Raw genomic sequence first — 18273 nt, 5'->3', positions numbered from 1 at the left:
TTTCAGCCCTTCATGGCGACGGTCAGTAGAAATGCAACGTCTTCGAGCGCTTCGACGCTGTGCCGGTCGGCCGGGACGGTCAGGAAATCACCCGTGGATCCTTTCCACTGGTCGCTCCCACATACAAGATTCAGCTTCCCGCTCAGGACCAACAATGTGGCTTCGCCCGGACTGTCGTGTTCGGCGAGGCTCTTGCCGGCGCTCAGCGCGATCACCGTCTGTCGCAGGCTGCGCTGGTGGCCACCGTAGACGGTTTGTGAACTGCGACCGCTGGTCGCCGAGCCCGCCAGTTTCAACTGTTGGCGAGCGAGAGCGGTCAGTGACTTCTTGTCCATCTAAGACCTCTCGGAAGCGGTGAATGTCCTTCTTGGAGTATGACCGACTCACTCGCGAGGTGCCTCGTTATCGGCGGAAGTCGGTCAGCGCGTGTACTCCAACCAGCGGAAGCGCAGGCCGCTCTTCTCCGAGGTCTGCCAGGGCTCGTCGGATTTCAGGTTCCATTCGGGGCCGATCTCGGGAGCAAAAGCATCACCGGCGATGTCGAGGTCGATCTCGGTCACCAGTAGATGCGTCGCGAATGGCAGTGCAGCCGAATAAATTTGCCCGCCACCGACGACGAAGACGTCACCGTCCGGCAACGCCAGGGCGTCGTCCAGACTGCGGACCACCTCGGCGCCTTCGGCGTGCCATTGCGGATCGCGTGTGACGACGATGTTCCGACGCCCGCTGAACGGACGGAACTTCGATGGAATGGAGTCCCAGGTGCGCCGCCCCATGATTACCGGATGGCCCATGGTGACGCGTTTGAAGTAAGCCATGTCCTCGGACACGCGCCACGGGATCGAGTTGTCGGCGCCGATGACGCCGCCGTGGGCCTGCGCCCAGATGAGGGTGACTGTGCGATCGGTCATCGTCAGACCGCTACCGGGGCTTTGATCGCGGGGTGGTGCTGGTAGTCGACGATCTCCACGTCCTCGAAGGTGTAGTCGAAGATGGAGTCGCGCTTGTTCAGCTTCAGGGTCGGCAACGGCAGCGGTTCGCGGCCGAGCTGCTCGGTCACCTGGTCGACGTGATTGTCGTAGATGTGGCAGTCGCCGCCGGTCCAGACGAACTCGCCGACGTCGAGTCCGGCCTGCTGGGCCATCATGTGGGTGAGCAGCGCGTAGCTGGCGATGTTGAACGGAACGCCGAGGAACATGTCGGCGCTGCGCTGGTACAGCTGGCAGGAGAGCTTGCCGTCGGCGACGTAGAACTGGAAGAAAGCGTGGCACGGCGCCAGGGCCATCTGTGGAATGTCGGCGACGTTCCACGCCGAAACGATGATCCGCCGCGAATCGGGGTTGGAGCGCAGGGTCTCGACGGTCTGCGTGATCTGGTCGATGTGCTCGCCCGAAGGGGTGGGCCAGCTACGCCACTGGACGCCGTAGACGGGGCCGAGTTCACCGTTCTCGTCGGCCCACTCGTCCCAGATGGAGACGCCGTGCTCGTGCAGCCACGCCACGTTGGAGTCGCCGCGCAGGAACCACAGGAGTTCGTTGACTATCGACTTGAGGTGGACCTTCTTGGTGGTGACGAGCGGAAAGCCGTCGGCAAGATCGAAACGCATCTGGTGACCGAAGATGCTGCGGGTGCCGGTTCCGGTTCGATCGGATTTGGCGGTACCCGTCTCCATGACGAGCCGGAGGAGGTCTTCGTAAGCAGTGGAGACAGTCACGGGATCAGTCTAGGGCCTGCCTTGCTGTGCGCCCTTATTAACCTCCGGCGGTTAATAAAGGCGCACGGCAATATAGCCTCGGCACATGCGCGAACTCTTGGTGATCGGTATCGGTGCTGGTGATCCCGACCAGGTGACGGTTCAGGCGATCAAGGCCATGAACAGGGCCGATACCTTCTTCATCATCGGAAAGGGTGACGAGAAGCAGGCCCTGGTCGACTTGCGCACCGGGATTCTCGACGAGCACGTTCACCTCGACTACAAGGTGGTCGAGATCACGGACCCGCCGCGGGACCGAACCCCCACCGATTACGAGGGCGTCGTCGAGGACTGGCACGAGCGTCGGGCCGCGAAATTCGAAGCGGAATTTGCGGCCGAACCTGGCGTCGGCGCGATTCTCGTCTGGGGTGATCCCTCCCTCTACGACAGCACTCTGCGGATCGTCGAGCGCGTGCTCGCTCGCGGGAGAGTTTCGTTCGACTACTCCGTCATCCCGGGAATCACCAGCGTGCAGTCGCTGGCTGCACAACACCGAATCGTCCTCAACCGAATCGGCGAACCCATCCACATCACGACCGGCCGCAAACTGGCCGAGGGATTGCCCGACGGCGTGGACAATGCCGTCGTGATGCTCGACGCGCATTGCACCTTCACTCAGGTAAGCGAAAACGACGCCGAGATCTGGTGGGGCGCGTACCTCGGGACCCCGGACGAGGAGTTGATTTCCGGCAAACTGCGTGACGTCGAAGATCGGATCGTCGCTCGCCGGGCGGAGTTGCGTGAGAAGCACGGTTGGATCATGGATACGTACCTCGTTCGGCGCTGACAACCGACCCTGAATTTGCCGCCTCGATCCTGCACTCTTGATCCCGAACGACGGTCTGCGCACCTATGATCTGCGCATGACATCGTTCGGGCAGGACCGACTGCAGTCGATTCTGCCCGCGCCGCGTGGCCGTGAAAAATCAGCTGTGAAGTCGGCTTTCGACCTTCTGGTTCAGTGGTATCGGCGTCCTGATCAATTCGACAGTTTCAATCGATACCTCGCCACGAAGGGCTTGGAGCTAGCTGTCCGATTGCTGGTCATCGGCTCGCTGACGACGGTCATCATTGCGATGACTCTGCTGCGCTTCAGCGACGCGGGCGTGCACAACCACGTCACCAGCGTCGTCAACGCCGTTATCATCGCCGTCACGATTGCGGTGATCGTGCTCTTCTGCCTTCTGCCCGAAATCACGCGTCGGTGGTCGTACTTCTTTGTCGCCTACTGCGAGGTCGGCGTATTCGTCGGTGTGTTCTTGAACAACGACCCTTTCATCGGGTTGATCCAGTGTGTGCTCTTCGTACTGATCGGTGGTTACATCGCGTACTTTCACAACGCGAGACTCCAGGCGGTTCACATCGCGCTGTCCATCGTGGTTCTGGCAGTGGTCGGCCGAAAGGTTGCGGTCTACGCGGATCCTGCGTTGGCCACAGCACTGTGCCTGATCATCGCCACCGGGATCGTGGTCATCCCGTTCGCCTGCCAGTTCGTCCTCTCACTTCTCGGCTCCGACGCGGACAGTTCGGATGTGGATCCGTTGACAGGGCTTCTGAATCGGCGCGGGCTGCAGCGAGCTGTTGTCGAAATGGGGGCGACGGGGCATGCGTCGAGCAAGTCGTCGTATGTCGTCGCGATTGTCGATGTCGATTCGTTCAAGAGCGTCAACGACTCACAGGGGCACGAAGAAGGCGATCTCGTACTTCGCCAGATTGCTGATCGACTGCGGTGGTGCGGCGGCGAGAAGGCGCTCTTCGCCAGATTCGGTGGGGACGAGTTCGTGTTGGTAGACACGATAGACGTCGGCGCAGCGCCTGCGTTCGAAGACAATCTGCGAAGGCACTTGCGAATCGACGATCGTGATCCGGTAGTGACCACCAGCGTCGGAGTCGCGATCACCTCTGCCGAATGGTCGTCGATTATTTCCGACGAGGAGTTGACGGAACTGTTTCGAGTAGCCGATGCCTCGATGTACCGCGCGAAGGCCGCCGGCGGCGATCAGGTTGTGATGTGGGACGGCAAACAGTGAAAATTGTCTGATTGCGGGGAGTTGACTGGATTACCCTGACCCTATGGAATCTGCCGAGAGTGTTGAGCGTTCGGACGCCGTGGCGTCTCGACGACCGCTCTCGGGTCCCGCGTTCCGGCTGATCTCTTCTCAACTTGTCGATTGGTATCGGCGTCCGGACCAATTCGACACCTTCAATCGCTATCTCGCGGACAAAGGGTTGACCGTCGCCTCGCGGTTTCTCGTCGTCTGCTCGTTGGTGCTGGTCACCGTGATCATGTTCCTCACTCGCTTCAGTCCACAGGGCCCGACCACTTCGCACGCGCGCACCGCGAACGCAGTCATCATGGTCATAACCGTGATGATGGCCGTCGCACTCTCGACGAGGCGCAATCTCTCCCGTTCCTGGTCTTACGCCTTTGTGCTCTACTCGGAAGTGGGAATAGCGGCCGCAATGCTGCTGTACTCCAATCCACTTGCAGCACTGGCACACGCCGTGATGTTCTCGGTGATCGGCGGATACATCGCGTTCTTCCACAATGCTCGAATACAGAGCCTTCACATGTTGTGGGTATTCGTCGTGGTCATCGGCATCGTGACACGTACGGCCGTGGTCGAAAACGATGTGGATACTCCGGTTCTGGTCGCGTTGGTAGTACTGGTCGGCGCGGCAATCTACGTGATTCCCTTTGCCTGTCAGTTCATTTTCTCCATCCTCGGCACCGACGCGTTGAACTCGCAATTGGACCCACTGACGGGACTGCTCAACAGGAGGGGACTGGCCGACGAAGTGCGACTGTTGCTGGAGCGGTCGTACACGCACTCGGCGCTCTTGGTAGTCGCCGCCGTCGACATCAATCGATTCAAGGCCATCAACGACGAGTACGGACATACCGTCGGTGACGCTGTGATCGAAAAAGTCGGATCGAGACTGGTCGAATGCGCCGGCCCGGCGGCCTTGATCGCACGGATAGGCGGCGACGAGTTCGTCATCGTCGATTCGGTCGATCAACGCTCGTTCCATCGACTCGAACATGAGCTACTCCGTTCGACGATCACCTCGCCCGATCATCCCGAGGTGGCGATGAGCGTCGGAATCGCGAAGATCGCAGGGCCTTTCGAATCAGCGGATGATGCGCTGGTCGCCTACCCGACTCTGCTGCGGCGAGCGGATCGGGCGATGTACTCCGCGAAGGCACGCGGTGGGCATTCGGTGGTGCTGCAGACGGAAACGGACTGAGCGCGCTGTGAGTGTCCGTGGTCGGCGTTAGTCTGTTGCCATGCCTGAACTACCCGAGGTGGAAGCGCTGGCAGGGTTCCTTCGTCAGCACGCGGTCGGCGCAGTGGTGGGACGCGTCGACATCGCTGCATTGAGTGTGCTCAAGACCTTCGATCCGCCGATCACTGCTCTGCAGGGGCGTGACGTCACGGGCGCCGCCCGCTTCGGGAAGCATCTGGCTCTGGATTGCGACGGGTTGTGGTTGGTCACGCATCTCTCCCGTGCCGGCTGGATGCGCTGGCTGGACAATCCATCGGCGACGCCGCCGAAGCCGGGGAAGGGGCCGTTGGCGCTGCGCGTTCATTTCTTCACACCCGAAGGGTTGACGCCGGCATTCGATCTCACCGAAGCCGGCACCAAGAAACGCCTCGCCGTCTGGGTCGTGAACGATCCGCAGGAGGTTCCGGGCATCGCCCGGTTGGGGCCGGACGCGATGGCCGTGACCGAAGCCGAGTTCGCACAGATTCTGGGCGGAACGTCGGCGCGGATCAAGAACTCGATAGTCGAGCAGTCGTTGATCGCCGGTATCGGGAACGCCTACTCGGACGAGATCCTCCACACCGCGAAACTCTCGCCTTTCGCGACCTCGTCGCGGCTGACGCCGGATCAGATTTCGACGCTGTATGCCGTGATGCGATCCACGCTGGCCGACGCGATCGAGCGTTCGGAAGGTCAGGACGCGGCCCGGCTCAAAGGTGAGAAACGCTCGGGGATGCGAGTGCATGCTCGTACCGGACTTCCGTGCCCGGTGTGCGGTGACGTCGTACGCGAAGTGTCGTTCGCGGAGCGCTCTTTTCAATACTGCGCGACGTGCCAGACCGGCGGTAAGCCGTTGGCGGACAGGCGAATGTCGAAACTGCTCAAGTAGCGAACTGCGCTGCGAGTAGTTCGACGAACTCGCGGGCGAGCGCCGACGAATGGGTGGGTTCGGTGATTGCGTGGACGATCCGATGCGGCGCATCGGTGATCGGAATACAGACCAATTCGGGGTGCAGGGCGCTCATGGACCGGGGGAGCAAACCTACGCCCAGGCCGTTGGCGGTCAGTGAACAGATCAGGTCTACCGAGTTGGCTTCAAGTGTTTTTCCCCGAGGGACCTGTGATTCGGCGAAGGCTTGGTCGGTTTGGACACGGGCCTCGCTGCCGGAGGCGAAGTCCACGAGAGTGTGATCGCGTAGGTCTTCGAGCCTGATCGACGAAGCCTGGGCAAAGGGATGGTCAGGAGCAACGAACGCTGCGGTGGGTTCACTCCACAGCGGCGCGGCGGCAAAGCTCTTGGGTAGGCGACCTGCGGCCAATCCGACAATGCCGACGTCGATTGCACCGGACCGGACTCCTTCGATAACTACTTCACTGCCGTACGGTCGCGCGGTGATGTTGATTGCAGGGTGGCGCCGTGTCAGATCTGCCAGCGCGCGTCCGACGTCGACGCGCCCCGCCGAGGTGATGGTGCCGACCGTCAACCGCACTTGCTCGTTGCTCCGTGCGGAGACATCACTGACGAGTCTCGACACGGCGCCGAGTACCTCGCGGGAGCGGGCGACAAAAACCTCGCCTGCAGCAGTCAGGCCGACGTTTCGGCTGTTCCGGTTGAACAATTCGACTCCCAGTTCCTTTTCGAGGTCTCTGATCTGGGCACTCAAGGCGGACTGGGAAACGTGCAACCGCGACGCTGCTCGGCTGAAGTGTCTGTCTTCCGCGACTGCCAGGGCGTAGCGGATGTGACGTAGTTCCATTGCACCAATCTATCGTTTCTGGAGATAGATCATGCATATCTATCTATTGGACGCGCGTCGGTGTAGGCGGTCATGCTTGACGACATGATTTCAAGCGACGCGCGTCCGAGGCTCGGACTACCGATAGTGCTGCTGATGGCTGCAGCGACGGGCCTGTGCGCGGGCGGTAACTATTTCAACCAGCCACTCCTCGATTCCATCGCAGATCACCTGAATGTGTCGGCCTCCGCAGCGGCCGCGACGGTGACCATCGCGCAGGTCGCGTATGCACTCGGATTGATACTTCTGGTTCCGGTGGGCGACATGGTGGACCGACGCAAGCTGACGGTAGGGCTCATGCTGCTGGCGGCGACCGGTCAAGCGGTCAGCGGATTTGCGCCCAACTTTGCCACGCTGGCAGTGGGAATCGCTGTCGCTGGCGTCTTTTCGGTCGCCGCCCAGGTGCTGATTCCGTTTGCCGCCTCGCTGGCCGAACCTGAGAGGTCCGGTCAGGTGGTCGGCACGATCATGAGTGGACTGCTGATCGGAATCCTGCTGGCGCGCAGCGTTGCCGGCGTCCTCTCCGGATTGGGAGGTTGGTCGACGGTATACAAGGTTGCGGCGGTGCTGATGGTGGTGATGGCCGTGGCATTGTGGCGATCTCTGCCTTCCGATTCCGCAGATCGCCCGAAGGCAAGCTACCGCGCAACGCTCGCTTCGGTAGGGAAGTTGGCTGCGACCTTGCCGCGCCTGAGAACCCGATCGGCCATGGGCGGACTGGCTTTTGCTGCTGTCAGCACCGTCTTCACGACGATGGCCTTTCTTCTGTCCGGCGAATTCGGCTACAGCGACACTCAAATCGGCTTGGTCGGACTACTCGGTGTGGCGGGAGCTTTGATGGCGACGGTGGCGGGCAGACTGGCCGATCGGGGATTGGGTCAGCTGGCGACCGGCGGCGCCATCGCGATTCTCTTGGTGTCGTGGCTTCCCTTTGTCGCCGGTGCCACCCACGTGGTGTGGTTTCTCGTTGCCATCGTCCTTGCCGACCTCGCGCTGCAGGGAGTGCACGTCAGCAACCAGAACGTGATCTACGCCCTTGTCCCCGAAGCGCGTTCGCGTGTGAATTCCGTGTACATGACCACCTACTTCGTCGGTGCTGCCGTGGGCTCGGCGGTGGGGTCAGTGGTGTGGAAGTCGTACGGCTGGAACGGAGTATGCATCGCCGGGTTGGTCTTCTCCGTTGCAACGGCGATGGTGTGGGTGCATGATCGCCGACTGGAGACGGCTGAACTGCGAATCCCGCAATCCCCTGTTGCAGTGGGGTAGGCACCCACACCTTCTCGGCTCCAGCACCTTTCAGATTTCGGCACCGTCCACCAGGATCTTGCCGACGCGTTCGGGATAGAACGACACGTGGTCGTCGATCCCGGACGCTTCGGCGGTAGTGAACGGATAGAACCACGCCAGATCCTCGATCGGAGCGAGTTCGGTTGTGCCGGTGAACGACAGATACGACGCAGTGCCCTTGTAGGGGCAGGCCGTGGTGGTCGGGGACGGCGCAAAGTACTCGCTGCGAACGTCGATTCTCGGAATGTAGTACCGCGTGGGCAGTCCGGTTTCGAAGAGCAGTCTGGGTCGTCTCGTCTCGGCGACCAGTACGTCGCCGACAAAGACCTGGACGTGGCGGGACGAGGGGAGTGCGTCGATACGTACGTATGGATCGCGGGCGTGGACAAAGACCTGTTGATCCTCCTCGTACCAGGCGTCCATGCGATCCCAATAGAAAGCGACGTACTCACTCAGATCCAGGGAACCGTCGAACTGTTCAGGGTAGGTCCAGACGGCGTCCTCGGCCCGGCGATCCCCGATCTCGATCGTCCAGTAGGTGGCGTCACCTTTCCATGGGCAATGGGTGGTCGTCGACGTCGGGACGAGGAATTCGGTACGAACGTCCGCGAGGGGGATGTAGTACATCGGCAGGCGGCCGCGTTCGAAAAGGTATACCGAACGAGTGGTGTCTGCGACGGCGTGACCAGCGAAGAAGGCTCGAATTCGGCGGGGGTTCGGCTCCAGTGCGATCCGCCCGTTGGAAGCTGTGATCTGTGTGTCTTCTGCGTGAGTCAGTGCTGTGGACATTCGCGAATGCTCCTGAGATCGGCAGGGTGGTCCTTCCCATCCTGCGCCCGGCAGCAGTTATTTGACAGGTTGGAGTCGAAATACGCGGATCTGGCGCCCGAATGCTCGATCGGCGTAGGTTTCGTACGGCGGCCACGTGGTGGTCGCGAGCTCCCACAGCTTCTTACGCGTGGCGCCCTCCGCCAGACTCGCACCGACCGGTATTTCGACGCCCTTCACTGTCACGATTGCGGTGGGGTTTGCCATCAAATTGAGTGTCCATGCTGGATGCGTATCCTGCCCCCAGTTCGAACCGACGACGACAAACGCATCGTCGTCGGGTGCGTACAGGAGTGGCGTGGTTCGAGAACGGCCGGTCTTACGGCCCGTCGTGGTGAGCAGTAGCTGAGTCACGGTGTTCTCTCCGACCAGCGAGAGCTTGCCTCCCGACACTCTCTGCACTGCTCGATCGAGCGGAACCAGATCCTTGCCGAGATCCGAGAACCATTGTGTATGGCCGACATTGCGCATCAATGACCGGTAGATATTGCGCATCGGACCCCTCGCATTCTCGGCACTGTTTCGAGGCTGGTGCACCTCGACTCGAAAGAGTCTGCCACGTCTGGTCACAGATACCTGAGTCCCAAGGTCCCGAAAGGAATGAAGCGGTCAGCCGAATTCGGTTTTGGTGGAGTAGAATTGGGGCATACCGCCGAAACCGTTCGTTTGTGCGCGTTGGACGGTCGTTGGAAGATCAACCCTCCGAGGTCAAGACATCAGGCTCGAGCCACTCGACGCCGAGCAGTTCGGACAGCGACCGCAGACCGGATCGATCACCACCTTTCAGACCTGTGACCGAATTGAGATTGCGCAACATGACCGTGGCGACGTCCTCTTCCTTGGTGCCCACGCCGAAGGGTATGACCCACGGGCACGTCTGGTAGTCGCGATGCGACCGACCGAACGTCTGTTCTGCCGCGATCCCTGAGTATCGCGGTTGATGAAAGATTCCCGTCCGTGGCAACGGGGACGCGTGAGTGCCGTCCGGGAGTGCTTCGTTGGCATGGAGCGAGATCGAGGTCGTGACATTGAAGACGATGACCGGTGCGTCCCCGCGTTGAAACCGCAGACGTTGACCCTCCTTGTCCGGCACCGCACCGAACAGTTTTGCCACCGAGATCCCGGCGTCTTCGATCATCTCGACCAGTGGATCACCTGCCGTGGAGACGAATTCGACGGCCACCAACACCTGCTTGCCTGCCTTGACCTGCGCCTGCGCCCACTGGGCCGTCGACTCGGCGCGGATCATGCCCGCTTTCTGTCGGTAGCGCAGAACCAGCGCACGGCCGCGCGCGATGTTGCGACTCTTGCGGGCCAATCCCATTTCGTAGGCGTACTCGGCCCACTCCGTCTCGTACTCGGCGCGCTGGGCATGGGTGAGGTCGATCGGCATACCGTCGAGCGGAACGGGTCCCCACGGAGTCGGTCGATGAATCATCAAGGGCGGTTTGCTGTTCGACATCCACCCACGCACGGTCTCGAGCGCGCGAGATTGCAGCGCAGGTGATTCCTTCGCCTCTGCGCTCCACGTCCACTTCCCGTAGGACTTGTCCAGCGGAAGGCCGGACTCGACCAGCCTGGCGCCCAGGTCGGACCAGTACTCCGAAGGTTCTGAATGCAGCTGCGCGAAAAGCGGTGCCAGGTAACGCTGGTCGGCCGGCGTGTGTCCCGGTGTTGCCGTCACGGACAGGACGAACGGCGCTTGCTCGTGAGCATTCGAAAAGCGCGCGACCTTCTCGAATGCCGCCGTGCGCTGTGTGTCGTTGCTGTACAGCTGGGCCTCGTCGGCAATCACCACACCGAACGTGTACTTGGGGCGGCCGTTTCGCGCGATCAGCTTCTTCAATTGGTCAGGCGACATGATCAACCAGCGGAATCCACCGTCGCCCACCGAGGCGATGGAATAGCGCCAATGCGGAATGGTGATCTGTGCGGGTCGATCGACGAGGACGAGGATGTTGGTTTCGCCGCGCTCCTCGGCAATCGTCTTGGCAGACATCACTGCGATCAGCGTCTTACCCAGGCCTGCATTGTCTGCCAACAGAAATCCGCGTTTGCCGGCGCGAGCGGCATCGACGACGGCTGCAGCCCCCGAAACCTGCTCGGGCCGAGGAATTTTGGGTGCAGCAACGGGACGTTCACCGGTGCTGTCATTGATGTCGTCCTCTACCCACTGCTGATAAGAGAAGGGGAGTGCCTTGAATGGAGCGAGTTCTACGGGCAACTCCGTACCAACCCACGCGTAGCTCTTCCATTTCTTGACGAACTGCGCACCAGGCGCCGGCGTCCGAAAGGGAACGTCGAGGAGCCAGACTCTCTCACCAGGGCCGGCAGTCGGCACATCCGGCATCGTCGCGCGTGAGCTCTTCTTTGCGACAGTCTTCTTCGGGGCGGTCTTTCTGGTCGTGTTCCTCTTGGGTGCAGCCTTCTTCGGTGCAGCCTTCTGCGGTGCAGCCTTCTTTGCGGCAGCCTTGCGTGCCGTGGTTGCTTTGCGTGGTGGCATCAGGCGGTTTCTGCTGTGAGGAATTCACGCAGCGTGAGCGCAGGCCGGCCGACAAGGTCCTCCACGGTGCCCGTGATCAGCGCCAATTCACCCTGCGCGATTGCGGTGTACGTCGACACCCATGCGTCGAGTTCCCAAGCGGGTGCGTTGTACGACGCCCGCGATTCGTAAGCTTCCTCGAGCGTTTCCTCGACGTACGTGGTTCGCTTGCCGGTGACTTCGGTGATGATGCTCGCGGCCTCGGAGAGCGTCAGTGCCTCCCGTCCGGTCAGGTTGTACGTCTGTCCGACATGAGAATCCAGATCCTGCAGAACCGACACAGCGACGGCAGCAATGTCGGAGCGCGCTACCGCGCCGACGAGACCGTCCCCTGCGGGTCCGCGGATCACACCGTCTTCACCGGCGAGAGCGGGTAGGAAATCGAGGTAGAAGCTGTCGCGCAGGAAGGTGAATGCGAGCCCGGAAGCGCGGATATGTTCTTCGGTGACCCAGTGATCGCGAGCGAGCGTGAACGTCGCGTCCGGAGCAGCGCCGAGGAAAGACGTGTACACGATGTGCCTGACCCCGGCCTCCGCTGCGGCGTCGATGAAGGTGCGGTGCTGATCCAGACGATCTGCGCTTTCGGCCGCCGAGACCATGAAGAGGGTGTCGATTCCGGCCAGAGCCGCGAGAGCGCGCTTCTGATCCCCGTACGTGGTCTCGGCCGAATCGGCACCGGGGAGCTGCGGTAATCGGTTGACCGACCGTGCGATCAGCCGCTGTGGGACACCGGCGTCGGCCAACGACCGGGCCACCAGTCCGCCGATATGACCGGTCGCGCCGGTGACGGCGATCCTCGCAGACCGTGAATCTACGGACATGGTGCCCCTCCTTCGGTCGGTGTGCATCCCATCTTGCCGGAACCCACTCCCACGTCAGGTCACGACGCGACGATTACACCGCGAGCCACCGACAGAGCGTCGGACAAAGCTGTCCTGGTGTTGTCGTCGAGGGACAGCAGGGGCCGGCGGGGAAGGCCGGCGTCGATGCCGAGAGATTCCAACCCGGCTTTGACCGTCGACGGCAGTCCGCGACTGACGAGGACCTTCAGTAGCGGCTCGATCTGTTCGAACACAGCGGCGGCACCCGACCGATCACCGGATTCGAGTAGACGCCAGAAGTGCACCACCTGTTCGGGGGCCAGACACGGGGCTGCCGTGCACCATCCGCTTGCACCGGCAGAGAAAGATTGCAGTGCAAGAGGATTGCTGCCGTTGAAGAAGGGGATCGTGCCACCGCTCAGTTCGTTGATGCGGTTCATCCGGGTGATGTCGCCGGTGGATTCCTTGATCATCGTGACGCCGTCGACGGTGGAGACGAGATCGACGAGAAATTCCGGCGACATGTCGATCCCGGTGGTGGCCGGATTGTTGTAGATCATCGTGGGAATGTCGACGGAATCGGCCACCGCGGTGACGTGTTCACGAATCTCCTGCTCACCCAGATGCCAGTACGACGTGGGGAGGATCATCATTGCGTCGGCTCCGGCGTCTGCCGCGATCGATGCTCGGCGGAGTGCTCCCGCCGTCGTCAGATCCGACACTCCGACGACGGTGGGGACTCGGCGGTCGACGTAGTCGACAGTCTCCCGAGCGACCGTCTCCCACTCTGCATCGTCGAGATAGGCGCTCTCGCCGGTACTGCCGAGTGGGGCTATCGCGTCGACACCACTGCTGATCATGCTGTCGAGGAGCGTGTGTAGCGGCTTGGGGTCGAATGCTCCGGTGTCCCGGTCGAACGGGGTGACGGGATAGGCGACGATTCCCTTGATGGTGCTGCTCATGAGGCTCTCAGTTCTGTTGGTGGGAAACAAAAGTCAGTTGGTCAGTGTGTCGGGATGATTGCGGAGAGCGCGACGGGCGTAGTAAGCGAAGTTCGCCTCGCTGCGCCGAGGAGTCAGTGTCCAATCGTGTGCCTCCTTCGCCAGGCGAGGCGGTAGCGGCTTGATGTCTCCGGCAGCCATCGCCAGCAACTGCAGTCTGGCCGCTCGCTCGATCAGATGCCCGAGAGAGCATGCCTCTTCGACCGTGTTGCCGACGACGAGTTGGCCGTGGTGGGCGAGCAGAATTGCCCGCTTGTCGCCGAGTGCAGCCGAAATGATCTCGCCCTCCTCGTTTCCCACGGGAACCCCGGGCCAGTCGGCGAGAAATGCGCAGTCGTCGTAGAGCGGCGCGATGTCCATTTGGGAGACGACGAGGGGAATCTCGAGCATCGACAGCGCCGTCGCATGTAGTGGGTGTGTGTGGACGATGCAGTTGACGTCGGGTCGTGCGCGGTAGATCCAACTGTGGAACCTGTTGGCGGGGTTCGGCATGCCCTCCCCGTCGAGGACTTCGAGATCCTCGTTGACGAGCAGGAGGTTGTCCTCGGTGATCTCGTCGAACCCGAGGCCGAGTCGCTGTGTGACAAACGTTCCTGGCTGCCCACCGCGGGCGGAGATCTGTCCGGCAAGGCCGGAATCGTGGCCGGCGTCCGACAGTGCCCGGCAGGTCAGTGCGATCTTCTGTCGAAGAGTCCAACTACCTGTCGTTACTTCGGTGAGCATCTTCGTCTCGGCGGTCGCCATGAGTTCCTGCTTGCTCGTATGCATCGTGTCGGTCATGGGGTGTGCCTTTCTCGGGACCCGGAAATCAATGACATTCCGTCACCTATAAGACACAAAGTGTCATATAGGACGGAAATGCGCAACCCTCGATTCATGCATCGCTGATCGCCGCAGGTCAATGTATTGGTAGGGTGATGACACAAAGTCGCGTGAGGGGAACCGAATGGCAGCGTTTTTGCGAACACATCGGCGTCGCGCCGGTCTGACGCTCGAGGGCCTGGCCGAGCAGACCGGTCTGACGAAGAGCTATCTCTCCAAGGTCGAGCGGGGTATCAGTACCCCGTCGATCGCGGTGGCACTCAAGATTGCGCGTGTGCTCGACGCCGATGTGGGGCAACTGTTCTCGGACAGTATGGAGGGAAATGCCATGACGATCGTGCGCGCGAAGGACCGCGTGATCGACCCGGCCAACTCCGTGCAGTCTTCCGTCTACGATCCGATCGCGCCCTCACTGGTCGGAAAGGCCATGCAGCCGTTCGTGGTTCATCCGGCCTCGGTGATGGGTCCCAAGTTCATGGACCACACGGGAGAGGAGTTCGTGTTCGTGCATTCCGGATCCGTAGAATTCGAAATCCCCGGGCAGACGATGCACCTCGACGCCGGCGACAGCTTGTACTTCGACGCGAATACGCCGCACCGGATGCGGTCGGTGTCGGCGGATCGTGCGGTGGTGCTGGTTGTCGTCTACGACAAGCCTTCGGCTGGATCACCCAGCGGTGACTCGCTGGAAACGCACTGCGGGGTGGGCAGATGACGCTGGGGATCGACACGACACTGACGCTTCTCGCGGCCGGTCTGATCTTCCTTCTCTCCCTGTGCCTGGGAATCTGGAAATACCGACAGATGGCCACTTCGGACAATCACCTCGCCCATCCGTATGTCGACATCGCACACCGCGCTGCCCTGATGTACTCGTTTGCGACGCTGCTGATCGCGGTGTTCGTCGAACTCAGTGCGTGGCCGACGTGGATCAACCTGACCAGTGCCGCAGTGGTCGTGTTCTTCTTTCTCGCAGCGATATTCAGCTACATCGCTCACGGTGCGATGAAGGACACCGACAATCAGTTCGAGTCCGCCGGTCCGCCCCTGCACCTCGGGATGTTTCTGCTGATCCTCGGTGAGGTGGGCGGATTTGCCGTCCTACTCGCAGGTTTCGTGAAAGGTCAGTTCTTCTGATCGGGCTTCAGCGCCTGTGCTCGTAGCCGATCCAAGCCCGTCGACGCTCACCCATCGGGTCGTTCTCCACTCGGGACGTCTCGTCGAAGATCATTGTTTGCCGCTCCGGTACGGAGTAGGCGGGCCAATCCCGGTCCGGGACTCCGTGGCGGGCGAAATGGATCCAGTGGCGCTGCATGGTGGAGGTCACCGCAGTCAGTCCGCGGCGCCCACCGACCGCTGTCAAGGCCGCGGTGAGTGCATCCGAACGCCCGAAGACCGCAAGCAATTCGGTGGCGTGGGTAGCGCCCATGCCGATGAGTCTGAGCAGGCGAGGCGCAAAATCGTAGCGGTAACTGTAGGTAGGAGCTACCTGGCAATGACCCTGTGCGCAGAGTATCGCGGGCTCCCAGAACGTGATGTCGCCGCCGAGATCTGCGGCAGCAAACCGGTGCGGATACGTGGGATACGCCGCGAGCGCACGTGCTTTCACTTCAGGGGTGGTGTGGGAGAACATCTTCTCGATCCGAACCGGGTCGGTAGGCAAGATGTCGAGAACGCGCGGGAAGATTCTTCCCTCGTGGAGATTCGAACCGACGAGCAGCGGAACGGGGTGGGCGCGTCCGGCGGCGAACACGTCGAGCGGGTGTTCGGGAAGGACGTCGTCACCCACCACGGGGGCAAATGCCCGCGTTCCGGGTTCTTCGTCCGCGCCGCGGCGCGCAAGTTCTTCGCCGGCATCGACCAGGTCCTTCACCGAAGCGGAGCGCAGCCACGATGCCGGATCGGCATCCGGAGCCTGTGCGATCTCGAGGAACTCGCGTGCCCAACGGTGCGCTCGCTCTTTTCCGTATGCCGAAGCAGCCGGCGGACTTTGAGCGATGGCCCGGGCGAACAGCCCTCGTGCCGCCGGCGTTGCCATCAGAGTGGTGACCGCGTTGGCGCCGGACGATTCACCGAAGACGGTGACGGCGTTCGGGTCGCCACCGAAAGCGGCGATGTTGCGTTGGACCCACGTCAGCGCGGCGATCTGATCGCGCAATCCGAGGTTCGTCTCGAATGATTGTTCCGCAGTGGAATATTCACTGAAATCGAGGTAGCCCAACGCGCCGAGACGATATTGGATCGAGACGTAGACGATGTCGCCACGTTCGACCAGGCTCGTTCCGCGGTACATGGGCGTCGACGGATTCCCGCCGTTGTACGCGCCGCCGTGAATGAAGACCATGACCGGTCGCAACGAATCCGACGGTACCTGCGGGGCCACGACATTGACGAAGAGTGAGTTCTCGTCGAAGTTGCTCTTGCGCTGCGGAGACGGAGAGCCGAATGCTTCCGCCGGGCGGACACCATGCCAAGCCTCGACCGGCTGCGGTGCGCGAAATCTCCAAGGACCGGTCGGGGCCGTTGCGTAGGGGATTGCTCGCCAGGTGCGCAGTCCTCGATCGAGGCGCCCGCGTACGACCCCGGAATCGAGAGTGATCTCGAGGGGGCTCGTCACGGTAGGGAGATGTCGGTGCCGTGGCTACGGTAACCGCTGTATCCCGCCCAGGCCAAGCGTTGTTCACGTCTGGGATCGTTCTCGACGCGGACGATCTCGTCGAAGATCATGGTCCGACGCTCCTGCCCCTCGTAGCGCGGCCACGATCCGCGCGGCGAGCCGTGCTCGGCGAAGTGAAGCCAGTGTCCCTGAACAGATTCGGTGACTGCGCGCAGTCCGCGTCGACCGCCGGGAAGGGTGAGGCCGCGCCCGACAAGGGTGTCACCGATGCCGAAGACTGCAAACATCTCGAATCCGTGTGTGGCGTCGAGGCCGAGCCAGCGCATCATCGTCGGCGCGAAGTCGAATCGGTAGGCGTATGTCGGCGCTGATTGTGCGTGCGCTTGCATCAACTCCACGGACGGGTGCCAGAACGTGACGTCTCCGCCGACGTCGATCGCGGACTGCTCGTCCGGGTAGCCGGGATAGGTTGCGAGGATGCGCTTCCCGGCCTCGGGATCGGTGAGGGCAAACATGGTGTCGATGCGCGACGGGTTGGTCGGAAGTGCGTCGAGCACCTTCGGGAACAGCGTCCCCTCCCGTCTGTTGGTGCCGATGATCATCGGCACCTGGTGTGCCGATCCTTCTTTGAATGCGTCCAAGGGGGAGCGCGGCAGGAAGTCGCCGTCGACGACCGGTCCGAAGGGATGTAGTCCAGGTGTGTTCGCGAGTACCTCGGCGCCCAGTCTGCTTCCGGCTCTGCCCAATTCGACGGCTGTCGCCGAGGTCAGGGCCTTCGCGGGTGGTAGGCCGGAATTGAGGATCTCGACGAAACGCGCGCCCCAGGCATGCGATCGCTGCGTGCTCGAGACCAGATCCGGAGCCGAACTCTCGGCGATAGCGCCGGCAAAGAGTCCCTTGGCGGCCGGAGTCGCCATCAGGGTGGTGACGGCGGTGGCTCCGGCGGATTCACCGAAAATCGTGACTTTTTCAGGATCCCCACCGAAGGCGGCGATGTTGCGTTGCACCCACTGCAGGGCCGCGACCTGATCGCGCAGTCCGAGGTTGGAGTCGAATACGCGCTCGGATGTGGAGAACGGGGTGAAATCGAGGTAGCCCAGAGCGCCGAGTCGGTAGTTGATCGAGACGTAGACGACGTCGCCGCGTTCGACGAGGGACACGCCCGAGTACAAGCCGGTGGCCGAGGTCCCGATGGTGTTTGCCCCACCGTGGATGAAAACCATGACGGGACGCGGAGTATTGCCGGTGTTCGCGGGGGCGAGCACGTTGAGCGTCAGGCAGTCCTCGCTGCTCGGCTGGTACTTCCCGGGCGCGAGCAACAGCCCCTTCTTGTGTTGGACAGACGCGTCGCCGAACCTGGTCGCGTCGCGTTCTCCGGTCCACGGCGTGACCGGCTGGGGTCGCGTCAGACGCAGTGTTCCGACCGGCGGCCGGGCGTAGGGAATTCCGCGCCAGGCACGAAGTTTTCCCACCCGGCGGCCGCGCAGGGTGCCGTCGGCCGTGGTCACAAGTATGTCGGACGCCATGTCGCGACTATAC

Annotated in this window: 19 protein-coding genes; 7 read left to right on the top strand and 12 right to left on the bottom strand. The window is 62.0% G+C overall.

The features are described 5' to 3' along the window. Positions 1-2: 2 nt before the first annotated feature. The 3 genes from EHW12_RS22175 to EHW12_RS22165 form a co-directional block, all read right to left on the bottom strand. Positions 3-335, bottom strand: a complete 333-nt coding sequence (locus tag EHW12_RS22175) for a cupin domain-containing protein (protein ID WP_003946336.1) — start codon at positions 333-335, stop codon at positions 3-5. Between the two features lie 84 nt (positions 336-419). Beyond that, positions 420-911, bottom strand: coding sequence for a dihydrofolate reductase (locus tag EHW12_RS22170; RefSeq protein WP_003946393.1), 492 nt, complete (start codon positions 909-911; stop codon positions 420-422). 2 nt (positions 912-913) lie between these two features. Continuing rightward, on the bottom strand, positions 914-1714 hold the full coding sequence (locus EHW12_RS22165; RefSeq protein WP_003946427.1) for a thymidylate synthase: 801 nt from the start codon (positions 1712-1714) through the stop codon (positions 914-916). Between the two features lie 85 nt (positions 1715-1799). On the opposite strand from EHW12_RS22165, the gene cobF reads away from it, so the two are divergent. The 4 genes from cobF to EHW12_RS22145 all read left to right on the top strand — a co-directional run bounded on the left by cobF (position 1800) and on the right by EHW12_RS22145 (position 5909). Continuing rightward, the gene (gene cobF / locus EHW12_RS22160) at positions 1800-2540 is read left to right on the top strand and encodes a precorrin-6A synthase (deacetylating) (RefSeq protein ID WP_003946376.1); all 741 of its coding nucleotides are present in this window, start codon (positions 1800-1802) and stop codon (positions 2538-2540) included. A 76-nt stretch (positions 2541-2616) separates the two neighbouring features. Next, a complete protein-coding gene (locus tag EHW12_RS22155; RefSeq protein WP_223304416.1) occupies positions 2617-3783 on the top strand; it encodes a GGDEF domain-containing protein in 1167 nt (388 codons plus the stop codon). A gap of 43 nt (positions 3784-3826) precedes the next feature. Continuing rightward, entirely contained in the window at positions 3827-5002 is a 1176-nt protein-coding gene (locus EHW12_RS22150; protein WP_073512717.1) for a GGDEF domain-containing protein, read from the top strand. A gap of 40 nt (positions 5003-5042) precedes the next feature. After that, on the top strand, positions 5043-5909 hold the full coding sequence (locus EHW12_RS22145) for a DNA-formamidopyrimidine glycosylase family protein (RefSeq protein ID WP_007727653.1): 867 nt from the start codon (positions 5043-5045) through the stop codon (positions 5907-5909). On the opposite strand, the gene EHW12_RS22140 is transcribed toward EHW12_RS22145, so the two are convergent. After that, positions 5902-6777, bottom strand: coding sequence for a LysR family transcriptional regulator (locus tag EHW12_RS22140; RefSeq protein WP_073512718.1), 876 nt, complete (start codon positions 6775-6777; stop codon positions 5902-5904). The genes EHW12_RS22145 and EHW12_RS22140 overlap by 8 nt on opposite strands. A 72-nt stretch (positions 6778-6849) precedes the next feature. Here EHW12_RS22140 and EHW12_RS22135 point away from each other — a divergent pair, with 72 nt between their 5' ends. Continuing rightward, positions 6850-8082, top strand: coding sequence for an MFS transporter (locus tag EHW12_RS22135; RefSeq protein WP_030534893.1), 1233 nt, complete (start codon positions 6850-6852; stop codon positions 8080-8082). Positions 8083-8112: 30 nt separating this feature from the next. Here the strand turns inward: EHW12_RS22135 and EHW12_RS22130 are convergent, their stop codons facing one another. The 6 genes from EHW12_RS22130 to EHW12_RS22105 all read right to left on the bottom strand — a co-directional run bounded on the left by EHW12_RS22130 (position 8113) and on the right by EHW12_RS22105 (position 14075). After that, positions 8113-8892, bottom strand: coding sequence for a DUF427 domain-containing protein (locus EHW12_RS22130; protein ID WP_047272578.1), 780 nt, complete (start codon positions 8890-8892; stop codon positions 8113-8115). A 57-nt stretch (positions 8893-8949) separates the two neighbouring features. Then, on the bottom strand, positions 8950-9426 hold the full coding sequence (locus EHW12_RS22125; protein ID WP_073512719.1) for a nitroreductase/quinone reductase family protein: 477 nt from the start codon (positions 9424-9426) through the stop codon (positions 8950-8952). Between the two features lie 199 nt (positions 9427-9625). After that, the gene (locus EHW12_RS22120; RefSeq protein WP_073512720.1) at positions 9626-11434 is read right to left on the bottom strand and encodes a DEAD/DEAH box helicase family protein; all 1809 of its coding nucleotides are present in this window, start codon (positions 11432-11434) and stop codon (positions 9626-9628) included. Beyond that, complete coding sequence (locus tag EHW12_RS22115) at positions 11434-12294, bottom strand: SDR family oxidoreductase (protein ID WP_054188823.1); 861 nt, start codon at positions 12292-12294, stop codon at positions 11434-11436. Before EHW12_RS22115 ends, EHW12_RS22120 begins: the two co-directional genes overlap by 1 nt. A gap of 59 nt (positions 12295-12353) precedes the next feature. Continuing rightward, positions 12354-13256, bottom strand: a complete 903-nt coding sequence (locus EHW12_RS22110; RefSeq protein WP_073512721.1) for a dihydrodipicolinate synthase family protein — start codon at positions 13254-13256, stop codon at positions 12354-12356. 33 nt (positions 13257-13289) lie between these two features. Next, a complete protein-coding gene (locus tag EHW12_RS22105; protein ID WP_073512722.1) occupies positions 13290-14075 on the bottom strand; it encodes an aldolase in 786 nt (261 codons plus the stop codon). Between the two features lie 166 nt (positions 14076-14241). Between EHW12_RS22105 and EHW12_RS22100 the strand changes: the two genes are divergently transcribed. Beyond that, on the top strand, positions 14242-14832 hold the full coding sequence (locus EHW12_RS22100; RefSeq protein ID WP_003946400.1) for an XRE family transcriptional regulator: 591 nt from the start codon (positions 14242-14244) through the stop codon (positions 14830-14832). Next, a complete protein-coding gene (locus tag EHW12_RS22095; protein WP_003946354.1) occupies positions 14829-15254 on the top strand; it encodes a hypothetical protein in 426 nt (141 codons plus the stop codon). Before EHW12_RS22100 ends, EHW12_RS22095 begins: the two co-directional genes overlap by 4 nt. Positions 15255-15261: 7 nt before the next feature. On the opposite strand, the gene EHW12_RS22090 is transcribed toward EHW12_RS22095, so the two are convergent. Both EHW12_RS22090 and EHW12_RS22085 read right to left on the bottom strand, forming a co-directional pair. After that, entirely contained in the window at positions 15262-16734 is a 1473-nt protein-coding gene (locus EHW12_RS22090; RefSeq protein WP_064443896.1) for a carboxylesterase/lipase family protein, read from the bottom strand. Continuing rightward, on the bottom strand, positions 16731-18260 hold the full coding sequence (locus tag EHW12_RS22085) for a carboxylesterase/lipase family protein (protein WP_003946388.1): 1530 nt from the start codon (positions 18258-18260) through the stop codon (positions 16731-16733). The genes EHW12_RS22090 and EHW12_RS22085 overlap by 4 nt, the downstream gene beginning before the upstream one ends. Positions 18261-18273 lie beyond the last annotated feature (13 nt).

Source organism: Rhodococcus sp. NJ-530 (assembly GCF_003860625.1).
GTDB lineage: Bacteria > Actinomycetota > Actinomycetes > Mycobacteriales > Mycobacteriaceae > Rhodococcus_F > Rhodococcus_F qingshengii.
Note: the sequence above shows the minus strand (reverse complement) of the source record. Positions and strands in the feature narration are given on the sequence as shown.

Coding starts and splice junctions, on each gene's coding strand:
- EHW12_RS22175 (WP_003946336.1), bottom strand. CDS start 335: ATGGACAAGAAGTCACTGACCGCTCTCGCTCGCCAACAGTTGAAACTG.
- EHW12_RS22170 (WP_003946393.1), bottom strand. CDS start 911: ATGACCGATCGCACAGTCACCCTCATCTGGGCGCAGGCCCACGGCGGC.
- cobF (WP_003946376.1), top strand. CDS start 1,800: ATGCGCGAACTCTTGGTGATCGGTATCGGTGCTGGTGATCCCGACCAG.
- EHW12_RS22155 (WP_223304416.1), top strand. CDS start 2,617: ATGACATCGTTCGGGCAGGACCGACTGCAGTCGATTCTGCCCGCGCCG.
- EHW12_RS22150 (WP_073512717.1), top strand. CDS start 3,827: ATGGAATCTGCCGAGAGTGTTGAGCGTTCGGACGCCGTGGCGTCTCGA.
- EHW12_RS22145 (WP_007727653.1), top strand. CDS start 5,043: ATGCCTGAACTACCCGAGGTGGAAGCGCTGGCAGGGTTCCTTCGTCAG.
- EHW12_RS22140 (WP_073512718.1), bottom strand. CDS start 6,777: ATGGAACTACGTCACATCCGCTACGCCCTGGCAGTCGCGGAAGACAGA.
- EHW12_RS22135 (WP_030534893.1), top strand. CDS start 6,850: ATGCTTGACGACATGATTTCAAGCGACGCGCGTCCGAGGCTCGGACTA.
- EHW12_RS22130 (WP_047272578.1), bottom strand. CDS start 8,892: ATGTCCACAGCACTGACTCACGCAGAAGACACACAGATCACAGCTTCC.
- EHW12_RS22125 (WP_073512719.1), bottom strand. CDS start 9,426: ATGCGCAATATCTACCGGTCATTGATGCGCAATGTCGGCCATACACAA.
- EHW12_RS22120 (WP_073512720.1), bottom strand. CDS start 11,434: ATGCCACCACGCAAAGCAACCACGGCACGCAAGGCTGCCGCAAAGAAG.
- EHW12_RS22115 (WP_054188823.1), bottom strand. CDS start 12,294: ATGTCCGTAGATTCACGGTCTGCGAGGATCGCCGTCACCGGCGCGACC.
- EHW12_RS22110 (WP_073512721.1), bottom strand. CDS start 13,256: ATGAGCAGCACCATCAAGGGAATCGTCGCCTATCCCGTCACCCCGTTC.
- EHW12_RS22105 (WP_073512722.1), bottom strand. CDS start 14,075: ATGACCGACACGATGCATACGAGCAAGCAGGAACTCATGGCGACCGCC.
- EHW12_RS22100 (WP_003946400.1), top strand. CDS start 14,242: ATGGCAGCGTTTTTGCGAACACATCGGCGTCGCGCCGGTCTGACGCTC.
- EHW12_RS22095 (WP_003946354.1), top strand. CDS start 14,829: ATGACGCTGGGGATCGACACGACACTGACGCTTCTCGCGGCCGGTCTG.
- EHW12_RS22085 (WP_003946388.1), bottom strand. CDS start 18,260: ATGGCGTCCGACATACTTGTGACCACGGCCGACGGCACCCTGCGCGGC.